The sequence below is a fragment of the Pseudomonas sp. PI1 genome, from assembly GCF_000812405.1.
GTDB classification, from domain to species: Bacteria; Pseudomonadota; Gammaproteobacteria; order Pseudomonadales; family Pseudomonadaceae; genus Pseudomonas; species Pseudomonas citronellolis.
On record NZ_JWMC01000017.1, the window covers coordinates 1 to 15,741 of the forward strand.

20 protein-coding genes are annotated in these 15,741 nt (G+C 66.7%); 15 read left to right on the forward strand and 5 right to left on the reverse strand.

What is annotated here, in order from left to right; genetic code table 11:
• Positions 1 to 260: 260 nt before the first annotated feature.
• Positions 261 to 1,406, reverse strand: a complete 1,146-nt coding sequence (locus tag RN02_RS07610; RefSeq protein WP_009615238.1) for a PilT/PilU family type 4a pilus ATPase — start codon at positions 1,404 to 1,406, stop codon at positions 261 to 263.
• Between the two features lie 104 nt (positions 1,407 to 1,510).
• On the reverse strand, positions 1,511 to 2,545 hold the full coding sequence (gene pilT / locus RN02_RS07615) for a type IV pilus twitching motility protein PilT (protein ID WP_009615237.1): 1,035 nt from the start codon (positions 2,543 to 2,545) through the stop codon (positions 1,511 to 1,513).
• Between the two features lie 73 nt (positions 2,546 to 2,618).
• Between pilT and RN02_RS07620 the strand changes: the two genes are divergently transcribed.
• From RN02_RS07620 to RN02_RS07690, 15 genes are all read left to right on the forward strand, one after another.
• On the forward strand, positions 2,619 to 3,308 hold the full coding sequence (locus RN02_RS07620) for a YggS family pyridoxal phosphate-dependent enzyme (protein ID WP_043313966.1): 690 nt from the start codon (positions 2,619 to 2,621) through the stop codon (positions 3,306 to 3,308).
• 16 nt (positions 3,309 to 3,324) lie between these two features.
• On the forward strand, positions 3,325 to 4,143 hold the full coding sequence (gene proC / locus RN02_RS07625) for a pyrroline-5-carboxylate reductase (RefSeq protein ID WP_043313968.1): 819 nt from the start codon (positions 3,325 to 3,327) through the stop codon (positions 4,141 to 4,143).
• Between the two features lie 10 nt (positions 4,144 to 4,153).
• Positions 4,154 to 4,747: a YggT family protein gene (locus tag RN02_RS07630; protein ID WP_009615234.1), complete on the forward strand. Its 594-nt coding sequence runs from the start codon at positions 4,154 to 4,156 to the stop codon at positions 4,745 to 4,747.
• Positions 4,747 to 5,043: a DUF167 domain-containing protein gene (locus RN02_RS07635; RefSeq protein ID WP_043313970.1), complete on the forward strand. Its 297-nt coding sequence runs from the start codon at positions 4,747 to 4,749 to the stop codon at positions 5,041 to 5,043. The genes RN02_RS07630 and RN02_RS07635 overlap by 1 nt, the downstream gene beginning before the upstream one ends.
• Positions 5,044 to 5,154: 111 nt before the next feature.
• Entirely contained in the window at positions 5,155 to 7,122 is a 1,968-nt protein-coding gene (locus tag RN02_RS07640; RefSeq protein ID WP_043313972.1) for a dynamin-like GTPase family protein, read from the forward strand.
• Positions 7,123 to 7,184: 62 nt separating this feature from the next.
• Positions 7,185 to 7,376 carry a hypothetical protein gene (locus tag RN02_RS07645; protein ID WP_009615231.1) on the forward strand — a complete coding sequence of 64 codons (192 nt, stop codon included), beginning with the start codon at positions 7,185 to 7,187 and terminating at the stop codon, positions 7,374 to 7,376.
• 3 nt (positions 7,377 to 7,379) lie between these two features.
• Positions 7,380 to 7,985 carry a zeta toxin family protein gene (locus RN02_RS07650; protein WP_043269507.1) on the forward strand — a complete coding sequence of 202 codons (606 nt, stop codon included), beginning with the start codon at positions 7,380 to 7,382 and terminating at the stop codon, positions 7,983 to 7,985.
• Positions 7,986 to 8,051: 66 nt separating this feature from the next.
• Positions 8,052 to 9,191 (forward strand): homoserine O-succinyltransferase MetX, encoded by a 1,140-nt coding sequence (gene metX, locus RN02_RS07655; RefSeq protein ID WP_043269509.1) that lies wholly within the window; start codon positions 8,052 to 8,054, stop codon positions 9,189 to 9,191.
• 9 nt (positions 9,192 to 9,200) lie between these two features.
• Entirely contained in the window at positions 9,201 to 9,821 is a 621-nt protein-coding gene (gene metW / locus RN02_RS07660; RefSeq protein ID WP_043269511.1) for a methionine biosynthesis protein MetW, read from the forward strand.
• 35 nt (positions 9,822 to 9,856) lie between these two features.
• Positions 9,857 to 10,279, forward strand: a complete 423-nt coding sequence (locus RN02_RS07665; protein ID WP_009615227.1) for a DUF4426 domain-containing protein — start codon at positions 9,857 to 9,859, stop codon at positions 10,277 to 10,279.
• The gene (gene rdgB, locus RN02_RS07670; protein WP_009615226.1) at positions 10,276 to 10,869 is read left to right on the forward strand and encodes an RdgB/HAM1 family non-canonical purine NTP pyrophosphatase; all 594 of its coding nucleotides are present in this window, start codon (positions 10,276 to 10,278) and stop codon (positions 10,867 to 10,869) included. Before RN02_RS07665 ends, rdgB begins: the two co-directional genes overlap by 4 nt.
• On the forward strand, positions 10,866 to 12,062 hold the full coding sequence (hemW, locus tag RN02_RS07675; protein WP_043313974.1) for a radical SAM family heme chaperone HemW: 1,197 nt from the start codon (positions 10,866 to 10,868) through the stop codon (positions 12,060 to 12,062). The genes rdgB and hemW overlap by 4 nt, the downstream gene beginning before the upstream one ends.
• A 14-nt stretch (positions 12,063 to 12,076) precedes the next feature.
• On the forward strand, positions 12,077 to 12,916 hold the full coding sequence (locus RN02_RS07680; protein ID WP_043313975.1) for a glycosyltransferase: 840 nt from the start codon (positions 12,077 to 12,079) through the stop codon (positions 12,914 to 12,916).
• A 60-nt stretch (positions 12,917 to 12,976) separates the two neighbouring features.
• Positions 12,977 to 13,300 (forward strand): DUF3392 domain-containing protein, encoded by a 324-nt coding sequence (locus RN02_RS07685; protein ID WP_009615221.1) that lies wholly within the window; start codon positions 12,977 to 12,979, stop codon positions 13,298 to 13,300.
• Between the two features lie 50 nt (positions 13,301 to 13,350).
• Complete coding sequence (locus RN02_RS07690) at positions 13,351 to 13,605, forward strand: hypothetical protein (protein ID WP_009615219.1); 255 nt, start codon at positions 13,351 to 13,353, stop codon at positions 13,603 to 13,605.
• Positions 13,606 to 13,864: 259 nt separating this feature from the next.
• Here RN02_RS07690 and trmB read toward each other — a convergent pair whose 3' ends face one another.
• From trmB to thiS, 3 genes are all read right to left on the reverse strand, one after another.
• On the reverse strand, positions 13,865 to 14,536 hold the full coding sequence (gene trmB, locus RN02_RS07695; protein WP_236695165.1) for a tRNA (guanosine(46)-N7)-methyltransferase TrmB: 672 nt from the start codon (positions 14,534 to 14,536) through the stop codon (positions 13,865 to 13,867).
• Positions 14,537 to 14,674: 138 nt separating this feature from the next.
• Positions 14,675 to 15,481 (reverse strand): thiazole synthase, encoded by an 807-nt coding sequence (locus RN02_RS07700; protein WP_043313977.1) that lies wholly within the window; start codon positions 15,479 to 15,481, stop codon positions 14,675 to 14,677.
• Positions 15,482 to 15,538: 57 nt separating this feature from the next.
• A complete protein-coding gene (thiS, locus tag RN02_RS07705; protein WP_009615213.1) occupies positions 15,539 to 15,739 on the reverse strand; it encodes a sulfur carrier protein ThiS in 201 nt (66 codons plus the stop codon).
• Positions 15,740 to 15,741: the final 2 nt, after the last annotated feature.

The following is a 15,741-nucleotide window of genomic DNA, read 5'->3' on the forward strand; positions in this document are numbered from 1 at the left end:
CCGACGCGATCGCGGCGGGTTTACCGCCACTGTAAGAAAAGTCGCGGGGAATACAAAGCCGCGGACAGGCTTTTCGGTCAAAGGACCGTAGGGCGCATAACGCCTATGGCGTTATCCGCCGTTTGGCCTTGGCCCCCGGCGACTCCAGGGTTGACCTGGGCGCGGGCCGAGGCCTCCGTATATCGGCGGATAACCGCGAACGGTTATTCGCCCTACGCTCCGGCGTTCACGATAATTGCGGGTTGCGGCGAGGGAGCTGCTCAGCGGAAGCGGCGATTCGGATCGTCTTCGCTCAGCTCCAGGGTCAACCCCTGAGTCATGCTCGACAGATGATCCGCATCGGTCTCCGACCCAAGCTTGATCATCAACCGCAGATCGTTGGCCGAGTCGGCATAGGCCAGCGCATCCTCATAGGTGATCTCACCCTGGGAATAGAGCTGGTACAGCGCCTGATCGAAGGTCTGCATGCCCTGCTCGGTGGAGCGCTTCATCAACGGCTTCAGCTCATGCACCTCCCCCTTGCGGATCAGGTCGGCGGCCAGCGGAGTATTCAGCAGCACCTCGATCACCGCGCGGCGGCCCTTGCCGTCCGGGGTCGGCACCAGTTGCTGGGCGACGATGGCCTTGAGGTTCAGCGACAGGTCCATCCAGATCTGCTGGTGCCGGTCGGCCGGGAAGAAGTGGATGATCCGCTCCAGCGCCTGGTTGGCGTTGTTGGCATGCAGGGTGGCCAGACACAAGTGGCCGGTCTCGGCGAAGGCCACGGCGTGCTCCATGGTCTCGCGCGAGCGCACCTCGCCGATCATGATCACGTCCGGCGCCTGGCGCAGGGTGTTCTTCAGCGCCACCTCGAAGGTGTCGGTATCCAGCCCCACCTCGCGCTGGGTGACGATGCAGCCCTGGTGCTGGTGGATGTACTCGATCGGGTCCTCGATGGAGATGATGTGCCCGGTGGAGTTCTTGTTGCGGTAGCCGATCATCGCCGCCAGCGAAGTGGACTTGCCGGTGCCGGTGGCGCCGACGAAGATCACCAGCCCGCGCTTGGTCATGGCCAGCTTCTTGAGGATCTCCGGCAGCTTGAGGTCCTCGATGGTCGGGATGTTGGTCTCGATGCGGCGCAGCACCATGCCCACCAGGTTGCGCTGGTAGAAGGCGCTGACGCGGAAACGGCCGATGCCGCGGGCGCTGATGGCGAAGTTGCACTCGTGGTGCTCGGCGAAGTCGCGGCGCTGCTGCTCGTTCATCACCGCCAGCACCGTCTCGCGGGTCTGCTCGGGCGACAGCGGGGTCTTGGTCACCGGCAGCACTTTGCCGTTGACCTTCATCGACGGGGGCACGCCGGCGGTGACGAAGAGGTCCGAGGCGCCCTTCTCCACCATCAGCCGCAGAAGCTTCTCGAATTCCATGATCGATCCAACCTGATTCGTTCACGCACTGTGCGATTCGACTGTCATCCAGGCCGCCCGTGCGTGTGCCGCGCCGCCTGGCCGGGCACCGGGCCCGGGGAGAATCAGAAGTTTTCCGGAATCTTCGCCTTTTCCTTCGCCGCGTCGCGGGTCACCAGGCCCTTGGCGACCAGGCCCTTGAGGCACATGTCGAGGGTCTGCATGCCCAGCGCGCCGCCGGTCTGGATGGCCGAGTACATCTGCGCCACCTTGTCCTCGCGGATCAGGTTGCGGATCGCCGGGGTGCCGATCATGATCTCGTGGGCCGCCACCCGGCCGCCGCCGATCTTCTTCAGCAGCGTCTGCGAGATCACCGCCTGCAGCGACTCGGAGAGCATGGAACGGACCATGGCCTTTTCCTCGGCGGGGAACACGTCGACGATACGGTCGATGGTCTTGGCCGCGGAGGTGGTGTGCAGGGTGCCGAACACCAGGTGGCCGGTTTCCGCGGCGGTCAGCGCCAGGCGGATGGTTTCCAGGTCGCGCATCTCGCCGACCAGGATGATGTCCGGGTCCTCACGCAGGGCCGAGCGCAGCGCCTCGTTGAAGCCGAGGGTGTCGCGGTGCACCTCGCGCTGGTTGACCAGGCACTTCTTCGATTCGTGGACGAACTCGATCGGGTCCTCGACGGTGAGGATGTGGCTGTACTTGGTGTTGTTCAGGTAGTCGAGCATGGCCGCGAGCGAAGTGGACTTGCCCGAACCGGTCGGCCCGGTCACCAGCACCAGCCCGCGCGGCACGTCGGAAACCCGCTTGAACACTTCGCCCATGCCCAGGTCCTCCATGGTCAGAACCTTGGAGGGAATGGTCCGGAACACGGCGCCGGCGCCGCGGTTCTGGTTGAAGGCATTGACGCGGAAACGCGCCACGCCCGGCACTTCGAAGGAGAAGTCGGTTTCCAGGAATTCCTCGAAATCCTTGCGCTGCTTGTCGTTCATGATGTCGTAGATCAGCGCGTGCACCTGCTTGTGCTCCAGCGGCGGCAGGTTGATGCGGCGCACGTCGCCGTCGACGCGGATCATCGGCGGCAGGCCGGCCGAGAGGTGCAGGTCCGAAGCGCCTTGCTTGGCGCTGAAGGCGAGCAACTCGGTAATATCCATGGGACTCCCCAATCCAATGCAAGCAGGTAGAATGCCGCTGAACTTGCAGCAGCCGGGCCTCAGAGCGCAGGTAATGTCCACGATAGCAGAGAATATTGCAAAGGTTCGCGAGCGTATCCGTGAGGCGGAGCAAGCTTGCGGGCGGGCTTCGGGCAGCGTTGCGCTGCTGGCGGTGAGCAAGACCAAGCCCGCCGCCGACATCCGCGAAGCCCATGCCGCCGGCCTCGACGATTTCGGCGAGAACTACCTGCAGGAAGCCCTCGGCAAGCAGGTGGAACTGGCCGACCTGGCGCTCACCTGGCACTTCATCGGCCCCATCCAGTCGAACAAGACGCGGCCCATCGCCGAGCACTTCCACTGGGTGCACTCGGTGGACCGCCTGAAGGTCGCCGAGCGCCTGTCCGCACAGCGCCCGGCGCACCTGCCGCCGCTCAACGTCTGCCTGCAGGTGAACGTCAGCGGCGAGGCCAGCAAGTCCGGCTGCGCCCCCGGGGAACTGCCGGCCCTGGCCCGCGCCGTGGCCGCCCTGCCCAACCTGAAGCTGCGCGGGCTGATGGCCATCCCCGAACCCACCGAGGACGTCGCCGCCCAGCGCGCCGCCTTCGCCCGCCTGCGGGAACTCCTGACTGCCCTGAACCTCGGCCTGGACACCCTGTCCATGGGCATGAGCCACGACCTCGAAGCCGCCGTCGCCGAAGGCGCCACCTGGGTGCGCATCGGCACCGCGCTGTTCGGCGCGCGCGACTACGGTCCCCATTCTTGATCAAGGAACACAACCCATGAGCAGCACCCGCATCGCTTTCATCGGCGCCGGCAACATGGCCGCCAGCCTGATCGGTGGCCTGCGCGCCCAGGGCGTGCCCGCCAGTCACATCCGCGCCAGCGACCCGGGCGCCGAACAGCGCGCGAAGATCGCCGCCGAGCACGGCATCGAGGTGTTCGAGGACAACGCCAGCGCCATCGCCGGCGCCGACGTGGTGGTGCTGGCGGTCAAGCCGCAGGTCATGAAGCAGGTCTGCGAGCCCCTGGCCGCGCTGCTCGAACCGGGCCAGCTGATCGTCTCCATCGCCGCCGGCATTCCCTGCGCCAGCCTGTCGCGCTGGCTGGGCACCGAGCTGCTGGTACGCTGCATGCCCAACACCCCGGCGCTGCTGGGCGAAGGCGCCAGCGGCCTGTACGCCACCGCCCAGGTCAGCCCGGCCCAGCGCCAGCAGGCCGAACAGCTGCTGGGCGCCGTGGGCATCGCCCTGTGGCTGGACGAGGAGAAGCAGATCGACGCCGTCACCGCCGTCTCCGGCAGCGGCCCGGCCTACTTCTTCCTGCTGATGGAAGCCATGACCGCCGCCGGTGAGAAGCTCGGCCTGAGCCCCGAGGTCGCCGCCCGCCTGACCCTGCAGACCGCCCTGGGCGCCGCGCGCATGGCGCTGGCCAGCGACGTCGGCCCGGCCGAGCTGCGCCGCCGCGTGACTTCGCCCAAGGGCACCACCGAAGCCGCCATCACTTCCTTCCAGGGCAATGGATTCGAAGCACTGGTCGAGCGCGCCCTGGCCGCCGCCGACCACCGTTCCGCCGAACTGGCCGAACAACTGGGGCAATGAGGAGCCTTACATGACCGGACTTTCCACCGCTGCCATCTATGTCATCCAGACCCTCGGCAGCCTCTACCTGCTGATCGTCCTGCTGCGCTTCATCCTGCAGCTGGTGCGCGCCGACTTCTACAACCCGCTGAGCCAGTTCATCGTGCGCGCCACCAAGCCGCTGCTGAACCCGCTGCGCCGGGTGATCCCCGGCTTCGGCGGCATCGACCTGGCATCCCTGGTGCTGGCCATCCTGGTCCAGCTGGTGCTGATGATCGTCACCCTGACGCTGATGGGCTACGGCGTCGGCGGGTACGTCCTGCAACTGCTGGTGTGGTCGGTGATCGCCGTGACCTCGCTGTTCCTCAAGGTGTTCTTCTTCGCCCTGATCATCAGCGTGATCCTCTCCTGGGTCGCCCCCGGCAGCTACAACCCCGGCGCGCAGCTGGTGAACCAGATCTGCGAGCCGCTGCTGGCGCCCTTCCGCAAGCTGCTGCCGAACCTCGGCGGGCTGGACATCTCGCCGATCTTCGCCTTCATCGCGCTGAAGCTGCTCGACATGCTGGTAATAGGCAATCTGGCAGCCATGACCGGGATGCCGCAAATCCTCAGCCCGTTCATGTAATGAGCTTCTACCGCTGGGACGGCGAGGACCTGATCCTCGATTGCCACCTGCAGCCCAAGGCGAGCCGCGACGAGTTCGCCGGGCTGCACGGCGAGCGCCTGAAGATCCGCCTCACCGCCCCGCCGGTGGAAGGCAAGGCCAACGCCCACCTGCTGGCGTTCCTCGGCAAGGCCTTCGGCGTGCCGAAAAGCGCGGTGATACTCGAGAGCGGCGAGCTGAACCGCCAGAAACGCGTGCGCATCCCCCGGCCGGCGCGGCTGCCGGCCGAGCTGGGGATAACCGCTCGGTCGGCTTGACCGACCTTACGGATAGGAATGTGATACAGGCCAATTGACGCCACCTCGCCGCGCTTCATAATCCAGGCATTCTTCTCCCGCGCAGGACGCGCAAGCCACAGGACCGCCTGGATGAGCATGGAGCGACTCAGTCAGCAGATCGACGCCTACGTCACCTGGAAGCGGGAACTGGTCCGGGACATCATCCGCTATCGCAGCTGGCTGGAGCAGAGCCGGCTGAACAGCGCCGACATAGACGCGCGCCTGGAGCGCGCCCTGCGCCTGCTGCGCCTGGACCACATCACCCTGGCCTTCGTCGGCGAGTTCTCCCGCGGCAAGACCGAGCTGATCAACAGCCTGTTCTTCTCCGAGTACGGCCAGCGCATGCTGCCCTCCCAGGCCGGGCGCACCACCATGTGCCCCACCGAGATCTTCTTCGACCCGCGCTCCGAACGCCCCTACATCCGCCTGCTGCCCATCGAGACACGGGTGGCCGACGCCAGCATCGCCCGCTTCAAGCAGGTGCCGCGGCACTGGGTGAACATCCCACTGGACACCTCCGACCCGGCCAACATGGCCCAGGCCTTCGCGCAGACCGCCCGGACCAAGAGCCTGCCGGTGGAGCAAGCGATCCAGTTGGGCTTCCTCCCGGATATGCTGGAAGCCGCCGAACGCCCCGGCCACGTGCGCGTGCCGGCCTGGCGCCACGCCCTGGTCAACTTCGACCACCCGCTGCTGCGCCAGGGCCTGCGCATCCTCGACACCCCCGGGCTGAACGCCCTGGGCAGCGAGCCGGAACTGACCCTGTCGATGCTGCCCAGCGCCCAGGCGGTGGTCTTCCTGCTGGCCGCCGATACCGGCGTCACCGCCTCGGACCTGGCGGTCTGGCAGGACCACGTGCGGCACCTGGTGGAAGACGGCCAGTGCACCCTGTACGCGGTACTGAACAAGGTCGACGTGCTCTGGGACGACCTGGCCGGCGATACCTTCGTGCACAACGCCATCCAGCGCATCCGCGACGCCACCGCGCGGCAGCTGGGCATCCCCCGCGACAGCGTGCTGCCGCTGTCGGCCAAGCAGGCGCTGCTGGCCAAGGTGCGCAAGGACGCCGAACTGCTCGCCCGCAGCCAGCTGGAAAACCTGGAGAACCTGCTCTGCGAGCGCATAGTGGCGGACAAGGAGCGCCTGCTGGAGGGCGCGGTGCTCGGCCAGGTGCTGGCCCTGCTGAACAACAGCCAGCACAGCCTGCGCGCCCGCCTGGAGCGCCTGCGCGAACAGCAGGCGCAGCTCGAAGGCCAGCAGCAGGACAGCGGCCAGCTGCTGTTCGAGCTGACCGCGCGGACCAAGGAAGACCACGGCCTGCACCACCGCCGCCTGCTCAACCTGAAGACCAACCAGCGCCTGCTGCGCCGCCAGGGCGAGCTGCTCGGCCAGACCGTGCGCGCCGAACGCCTGGAGCGGCACCTGGCCAAGGTCCACGAGAAACTGCGCGGCAGCTGGACCACCCTGGGCATCAACCAGGCCATCCTGAACTTCTTCCAGGCCGTGGAGGGCGACCTGCACAGCCTGCAGCACGAGGCCGAGCTGGGTAACCGCATGGTCGAGGCCATCTACCAGCGGCACAACCAGGAAAACCCGCTGAACGCCCTGGACGCCCCGCGCTTCGACGTCGCCGCCTACCAGCGCGAACTGGCCCGGCTGCGCGAGCAGGCCGACCGCTTCCGCCTGCAGCTCAAGACCCTGCTCACCGAACAGCGCCTGCTGACGCGGCGTTTCATCGCCACCCTGGCCCAGGAAGTCATCCTCCTGCACCAGCGCGTGCGCGAGGAAGTCGAGCGCTGGGCCACCGACGCCCTGATGCCGCTGATGCAGTACACCCTGGAGAACAAGCAGCTGCTGGAAACCCACATGCTGCGCCTGAAGGCCCTGGCCCAGGAAACCCAGCAGGTGCGCCAGCGCGCCCTGCTCCTGGCGCGCTACCAGGAAGAGCTGGAAAAACAACTGGCCGAAGCCTCGGAAATCCTCCGCCTGCTGCGCCGTCCCTCGCCGCTGCAGCGCCAGGCCCGCGTGGTCGCCCTGCCCGGCTCGCAGCGCGCCTGAACTTGGTTTTTCCAGGCAGACTCCCTATGCTCGGAAAGTCCTATCGATGGGGAGTACCGCCCATGTCGAACTACAACCTGATCTCCAACCCCAACGAACCCAGCGAGGAGCAGTTGTCCGACCTGCTGAGCGAGGTTCGTCAGGCCGCCCGGCAGCGGATATCCCGCGTCGACCAGCAGCTCAGGGCATCGTTGAACGCCGCTTTCGAAGACAGCCGCAAGCGTCGTGACCAGCGCCCCCAGCCCAAAACCTGAAGCATGGAAAAACCCAGGCTGATCGTCTTCGCCGGCCCCAATGGCTCCGGCAAGACCTCCATCACCGAGCAGCTTCGCGAACATCAGTGGCTGGAAGGCTGCATCTTCATCAATCCGGATGAAATCGCCGAACGGGAATTCGGGGGCTGGAACTCCGAAGAGGCAGCCATCGAAGCGGCCAACAAGGCCCAGCAACTGCGTGAGAAAGCCTTGGTCGAGGGGACGAGCCTGGCCTTCGAGACGGTGCTTTCCACGGATGACAAACTGGACTTCATCGCTCGGGCCAAGGATGCCGGCTATTTCGTCAGGGTATTTTTCGTCAGCACTACGCACCCAGCCATCAATGCCTCACGCATCACTTTCCGCTATATGGATGGCGGCCACGAAGTGCGCATCAGCAAAATCGTCTCGCGCTACTTCAAATCCATAGTCAATTGCGATGCACTGGCCAATTGGGTGGACCGACTCTACGTGTTCGACAACTCCGTGGATCGACAGGAACCCCGCCCGCTATTCAGAACCCGCGACGGGCGACTTTCCAAATGCTACTGCGATGAATCCGAAACCCCGGAATGGGCTCTGAAAATCCGCCAGAACCTGCCTGGCTGAGCAACCTTGCCCTCTCTGGCCACCCTCTTTAGACTGGCGCCCTCCTTTTATTCATGAGCTGGGTCGATGCCAACAGTCTTCCCCGAAGATTCCGTCGGTCTGGTCTCTCCCCAGACGCTGCACTTCAGCGAACCCCTGGCCCTGGCCAGCGGCAGGACGCTGCCCGAATACCAGCTGGTGATCGAGACCTACGGCGAGCTGAACGCCACGGCGAGCAACGCCGTGCTGATCTGCCATGCGCTTTCCGGCCACCACCACGCAGCCGGCTACAACAGCCCCGACGAGCGCAAGCCGGGCTGGTGGGACAGCTGCATCGGCCCGGGCAAGGCCATCGACACCCGCAAGTTCTTCGTGGTCGCGCTGAACAACCTCGGCGGCTGCAACGGCTCCACCGGCCCCACCAGCCTCGACCCGGAGACCGGGCGCATCTACGGCTCCGATTTCCCGGTGGTCACCGTGGAAGACTGGGTCAACAGCCAGGCACGCCTGGCCGATCGCCTGGGCATCAATCAGTGGGCCGCGGTGGTCGGCGGCAGCCTGGGCGGCATGCAGGCGCTGCAGTGGACCATCAGCTACCCCGAGCGCGTGCGCCACTGCCTGTGCATCGCCAGCGCGCCCAAGCTCTCTGCGCAGAACATCGCCTTCAACGAAGTGGCGCGCCAGGCCATCCTCTCGGACCCGGAGTTCCTCGGCGGCCACTTCCAGGAACAGGGCGTGATCCCGCGCCACGGCCTGCGCCTGGCGCGCATGGTCGGGCACATCACCTACCTGTCCGATGACGCCATGGGCGAGAAATTCGGCCGCGACCGCAAGGCCGAGAAGCTCAACTACGACCTCTACAACGTCGAATTCCAGGTCGAGAGCTACCTGCGCTACCAGGGCGAGGAATTCTCCACCCGCTTCGACGCCAACACCTACCTGCTGATGACCAAGGCGCTGGACTATTTCGACCCGGCCTCCGCCCACGACGGCGACCTGGTGCGCACCCTGGCCGGGGTGAAGGCGGACTTCTGCCTGATGTCCTTCACCACCGACTGGCGCTTCTCCCCGGCGCGCTCGCGGGAGATCGTCGACGCCCTGATCGCGGCGAAGAAGAACGTCTGCTACCTGGAGATCGACGCACCCCAGGGCCACGACGCCTTCCTCATGCCGATCCCCCGCTACCTCCAGGCCTTCAGCGCCTACATGAACCGCATCAGCGTATAAGGAAGCCCCATGCGCGCCGACCTGGACATCATCCAAGACTGGATCCCCGCCGGCAGCCGGGTGCTCGACCTGGGCTGCGGCGACGGCGAACTGCTCGCCTGGCTGGCCGAGCACAAGCAGGTCACCGGCTACGGACTGGAAATCGATGGCGAAAACATCGCCAGATGCGTCGAACGTGGCGTTAACGTCATCGAGCAGGACCTGGACAAGGGCCTCGGCAGCTTCGCCAGCAACAGCTTCGACGTGGTGGTCATGACCCAGGCCCTGCAGGCCGTGCACTACCCGGACAGAATCCTCGAAGAGATGCTCCGCGTCGGCCGCACCTGCATCATCACCTTCCCCAACTTCGGCCACTGGCGCTGCCGCTGGTACTTGGCGCGCAACGGCCGCATGCCGGTGTCGGAATTCCTCCCCTACACCTGGTACAACACGCCGAACATCCACTTCTGCACCTTCAAGGACTTCGAGGCGCTGTGCCGCGAGAAGCGCCTGCGGGTGCTCGACCGCCTGGCGGTGGATCGTGACCACCGTCATCGCTGGTCGTGCCGAGTTTGGCCTAATCTGTTGGGTGAAATCGGCATCTACCGGGTCAGCGGTCCAAGCCTGCCGGACCACCGCATCGCCGTCTGAACCGCCCGGGGCCCCGAACCCAGGAGAAGAAAACCATGCGCCGCCTAGCCTCCCTGCTGTTCTGCCTGTTCCTGGCACTGCCGGCCTTCGCCGAGCAGGCCACCACGCTGGGGGACCTCAAGGTCCACTACAGCGTCTACAACTCCAGCTTCCTCCAACCCAAGGTCGCCGCGGCCGTCGGCGTGGTACGCAGCAAGGCCCAGGGCGTGGTCAACATCGTGCCGCTGGACGCCAGCGGCAAGCCGGCCCAGGTCACCGTCTCCGGCACCGCCAAGAACCTCATGGGCCAGCCGATCCCGCTGACCTTCAAGCGCGTGGTGGAAGAAGGCGCGGTCTACCACATCGCCCAGTTCCCCATCGAAGGCCGTGACACCCTGACCTTCGACATCCAGGTACAGAAAGGCTCCGAAGCCCCGCAAAGCTTCGAGTTCCTCCAGGAAATCTACCCAGACGAATGATCAAGCTCGAACAACTGGTGCTGGCCAGTCACAACGCCGGCAAACTCAAGGAACTCCAGGCCATGCTGGGCGCCCACGTGAAGGTGCGCTCGATCGGCGAGTTCAGTGACGTGGAGCCAGAGGAAACCGGCCTGTCCTTCGTCGAGAACGCCATCCTCAAGGCGCGCAACGCCGCGCGCATCTCCGGGCTGCCGGCGCTGGCCGACGACTCGGGCCTGGCGGTGGACTACCTCGGCGGCGCGCCGGGCATCTACTCCGCGCGCTACGCCGACGGCAAGGGTGATGCGGCGAACAACGCCAAGCTGCTGGACGCCCTGCAGGGCGTGCCGGACGACCAGCGCGGCGCGCAGTTCGTCAGCGTCCTGGCCCTGGTGCGGCATGCCGACGACCCGCTGCCGATCCTCTGCGAAGGCATCTGGGAAGGCAGCATCCTCCACGAGGCCCGCGGCGAGCACGGCTTCGGCTACGACCCGCTATTCTGGGTGCCGGAAAGCGGCTGCTCCAGCGCCGAACTGCCCCCCGAGCAGAAGAACCGCCTGAGCCACCGCGCCCGCGCCATGGCCCTGCTGAAGCAGCGGTTGGGGTTATGAAAGCAGCTGAAAGCTCGAAGCTCGAAGCTGAAAGCCACCAGCTTCCAGCTTCCGGCTTTCAGCTCCCGCCCCTGTCGGCCTACATTCATATCCCCTGGTGCGTGCGCAAATGCCCGTACTGCGACTTCAATTCCCACGCCGCCGGCCCGGAGCTGCCCGAGGACGCCTACGTCCAGGCGCTACTGGCCGACCTGGCGGCTGACCGGCAGCACGTCCACGGCCGCAAGCTGACCTCGATCTTCTTCGGCGGCGGTACGCCCAGCCTGTTCTCCGCCAGTGCCCTGGGGCGCATCCTCGAAGGCCTGGAGCGCGAAGTCGGTTTCGAAAACGACATCGAAATCACCCTGGAGGCCAACCCCGGCACCTTCGAGCAGGCCAAGTTCGCCGACTACCGGGCCCTGGGCATCAACCGCCTGTCCATCGGCGTGCAGAGCTTCCAGGCCGACAAGCTCAAGGCCCTGGGGCGTATCCACGATGGCGACGAGGCGGTGCGCGCGGCGGACATGGCGCGCCGCGCCGGCTTCGACAACTTCAACCTCGACCTGATGCACGGCCTGCCCGACCAGAGCGTGGCCGACGCCCTGGCCGACCTGGAGCAGGCCATCGCCCTGGCCCCGACGCACCTGTCCTGGTACCAGCTGACCATGGAGCCGAACACGGTGTTCTGGAGCCAGCCGCCGGAACTGCCGGAAGACGACGCCCTCTGGGAAATCCAGGAGGCCGGCCAGGCCCGCCTGGCACAGGCCGGCTACGTCCAGTACGAAACCTCGGCCTACGCCCGCGACGGCCTGCGCGCCCGGCACAACCTCAACTACTGGACCTTCGGCGACTTCCTCGGCATCGGCGCCGGCGCCCACGCCAAGCTCAGCAGCCCCGAAGGCCGCATCCTGCGCACCTGGAAGACGCGCCTGCCGAAGGACTACCTGAACCCGGCCAAGGCCTTCCAGGCCGGAGAGCGGGTGCTGGAAGCGGCCGACCTGCCCTTCGAGTTCATGATGAACGCCCTGCGCCTGGTGGACGGCGTCCCGGCAGAGCTGTTCGAGCAACGCACCGGCCTGCCGCTGCAAGCCATCGCCGAAGCCTGCCGCGAAGCCCGCGCCCAGGGTCTGCTGGCCGAGGACGACGAGCGCCTGCGGCCGTCCGAGCGCGGCCAGCTGTTCCTCAACGACCTGCTGCAGCAGTTCCTGCCCTGAGGCCTGCGCGCGGCATGCGAGCGACCATCGTCCTGGTGATCTACAAGCAGAAGCTCGGCGACTCGGAGAGCTTCCGCAGCCTCATGCAGAACCAGGCCCTGCTGGCCACCCATGACGTCAGCCTGGTCATCCACGACAACAGCCCAACGCCCCAGGCGCTGCCGCCCGGCGAATACCCCATCGCCGTGAACTACAGACACAACCCGAGCAACCCGGGCCTCGCCGCCGCCTACAACCTGGCGCTGCGCGACGCCTGCGAGCAAGGCCACGACTGGCTGCTGCTGCTCGACCAGGACACCCGACTGCCCGAGGCGTATTTCCACGAGCTGACAGAACGGGCGGACGGCCTGGCCGCCGATTGCGTCTGCCTGGTGCCGCGGGTCAGCGATGGCCAGCGCCAGGTCTCGCCCATGGACAACAGCCGTGTCCGCGCCAGTGCGGAGGGCATCGAGACCGGCTATCGCAGGCAGCAGATGACCGCGATCAACTCCGGCGCCTGCTGGCGCACGACCTGGCTGGACCGGATCGGCGGCTTCAATCCCGCCTTCCCGCTGGATTACCTGGACCACTGGGCCTTCCACCGCGCGCTGTCCGACGGCCAGCAGGTCTACGTCATGGCCGCGGGAATCCGCCAGAACCTCTCGATCAGCAGCCGCAACCAGGTCTCCCGGGCCCGCTACGAAAGCATCTACGAGTCGGAGTACCGCTACTACAGCCAGCACCGCCCCGAACTCTTCGCCAGCTACCGGCGCCACCTGCCGCTGCGCCTGATCAAGCAGCTTCTGCTGCTGCGCGACAAGAAACTGGCCTGGAAGACGTTGCAGTTGCTGCTGCGAAAAAAGCCCGGCGGCTGAACCACCCACCCGTCGCTCGGGTAAACTCCCCCGTCGACCGCCCCCGACCAAGGAGCCTGCATGGACTTCGCCCTCGACCTGATCGCCAGCGCCTCCCGCTGGAGCCGCAGCCATCTGTCCGATATCGCCCTGGCGATCATGGCCACCCTGCTGGTGCTGTTCGGCCCGGCGATCAACGCCTGGGTGCAGCAGCGCATCGGCAGCCTCAACTTCGTCTTCCGCACCCTGCTGTTCGTGCTCATCTGCGCCGTGGGCTACGGCCTGGCCATGGTCTTCGTCACCCCCTGGGTGGCCCACGGCCTGAACTACTTCAACAACTACACCCTGGCGCCGGTGCTGCTGTTGCTGTTCTTCATCATCGGCATGATCGCCGACCGCAGCTGACGGGCCTGCTAGTGTTTCCCCAGTAGCCAACGCGCAGCTGGGGAAACGCCATGAAACCGATCAAGCACCTGTACCTGCACTTCGTCGACGGCCAGCGCCTGGCGCTGCGCTTCCCGCAACAGAGCGAGGACCCGGTGGAGGTGGCGCAGGGCATCCGCAAGCAGCTCGAATCGCCCTGCCTGAGCATCGAGGTGGACGGCGACCTGCTGCTGATCCCGCGCAGCAGCATCAAGTACCTGCAGATAACCCCGGCGCCGCTGAGCCTGCCGGACATCACCGTGGTCGGCGCGGAGCTGATCGACTGATTCCGGGGTAGGAGCGCGCCCTGCGCGCGATCGCGGGCAGGGCCCGCTACAGGGGCAGGGGAACGCCCTCGTAGGATGGGTTGAGCGAAGCGATACCCATCACCGCGGCCGCATGGGTTTCGCAGGCTCAACCCATCCTACGAAGAGCACCTCGGCGCAGTCGACACGCCGCCGCTCCGCCCACGCCATTGCCATGTAGGAGCGCGCCCTGCGCGCGATATCGCGGGCAGGGCCCGCTCCCATTGCAGGCGAGCATGGCTCAGTCGACGCGCTGGAACTTCAGGTCCCAGACACCATGGCCCAGGCGCTCGCCGCGGCGTTCGAACTTGGTCACCGGGCGCTCTTCCGGGCGCGGCACGTAGGTGTTGTCCGGGGACAGGTTGCGGTAGCCGGGCGCGGCGTTCATCACTTCCAGCATGTGCTCGGCGTACTGTTCCCAGTCGGTGGCCATGTGCAGGACGCCGCCGACCTTCAGCTTGCTGCGCACCAGCTCCGCCCAGGCCGGCTGGACGATGCGGCGCTTGTGGTGGCGCGCCTTGTGCCAGGGGTCGGGGAAGAACAGCAGCACGCGGTCCAGGCTGGCGTCGGCCACGCAGTCGCGCAGCACTTCCAGGGCATCGCAGCTGTAGACGCGGATGTTGGTCAGGTTCTGCGTCAGCATGCCATTGAGCAGCGCGCCCACGCCCGGGCGGTGCACTTCGACGCCGATGAAATCCTGGTCCGGCGCCGCGGCGGCCATTTCCAGGGTGGCGTGGCCCATGCCGAAGCCGATCTCGAAGGTGCGCGGGGCCTGGCGCCCGAACACCTGGTCGAAGTCGCGCAGGCCGTCGACCAGTTCCAGGCCGAAGCGCGGCCAGCCCTGGTCGAGGCCGCGCTGCTGGCCGAGGGTGGTGCGCCCGGCGCGCATCACGAAGCTCTTGATGGTGCGCATCGGCCGGTCGGTGGCCTGCTCGGCCTGGGGCTGCTGGGTATCGCTCATGTTCGGACCTTGGAAAAAACGGGGTAGTGAAAGTGACGACGGGCCGGCCCGCGCTTGGCGAACCGGCCCGCTCGGGGCGCCGCGCCGGGGTCAGCCGATCAGGCCGCTCATCGGCGAGGAGGCGCTGGCGTACAGTTTGCGCGGCATGCGCCCGGCCAGGTAGGCCAGGCGACCGGCGACGATGGCGTGCTTCATGGCCTCGGCCATCATCACCGGGTTCTGCGCGTGGGCAATGGCGGTGTTCATCAGCACCGCCTCGCAGCCCAACTCCATGGCGATAGTGGCGTCGGAAGCGGTGCCCACGCCGGCGTCGACCAGCACCGGCACCGTGGCCTCTTCGAGGATGATGCGCAGGTTGTAGGGGTTGCAGATACCCAGGCCGGAGCCGATCAGGCCGGCCAGCGGCATCACCGCGATGCAGCCCATCTCAGCCAGTTGGCGGGCGATGATGGGATCGTCGCTGGTGTACACCATCACGTCGAAGCCGTCCTTGACCAGCACTTCGGCGGCCTTGAGGGTTTCCACGACGTTGGGGAACAGCGTCTTCTGGTCGGCCAGCACTTCCAACTTGACCAGGTTGTGGCCGTCCAGCAGCTCGCGGGCCAGGCGGCAGGTGCGCACCGCTTCCACGGCGTCGTAGCAGCCGGCGGTGTTCGGCAGGATGGTGTAGCGGTCCGGCGGGATCACGTCGAGCAGGTTGGGCTCGTCGGGGTTCTGGCCGATGTTGGTGCGGCGCACCGCCACCGTGACGATCTGCGCGCCGGAGGCCTCGATGGCGCGGCGCGTCTCGTCGAGATCCTGGTACTTGCCGGTGCCGACCAGCAGGCGCGATTCATAGGTGCGCCCGGCGAGGGAGAAAGGCTTGTCGACCGGCAGGGTGGAAGAGGCTTGGCTCATCGGATCTTTCCTCAGCAAAAGCGGGTGGGGCGGGGCCTGAATCGGGGAAGCGACGGCCTAGCCGCCGCCGATGGCGTGCACCACCTCCACCTGGTCGCCCTCCTTGAGGGCGGTGGCGGCGTGCTGGCTGCGCGGCACTATGTCCAGGTTCAGTTCGACCGCGACGCGGCGCCCGCCCAGTTCCAGGCGTTCGAGCAGGTGGGCCACGCTCTGGCCGTCGGGCAGCTCGTAGGGTTCGCCGTTCAACTGGATACGCATGG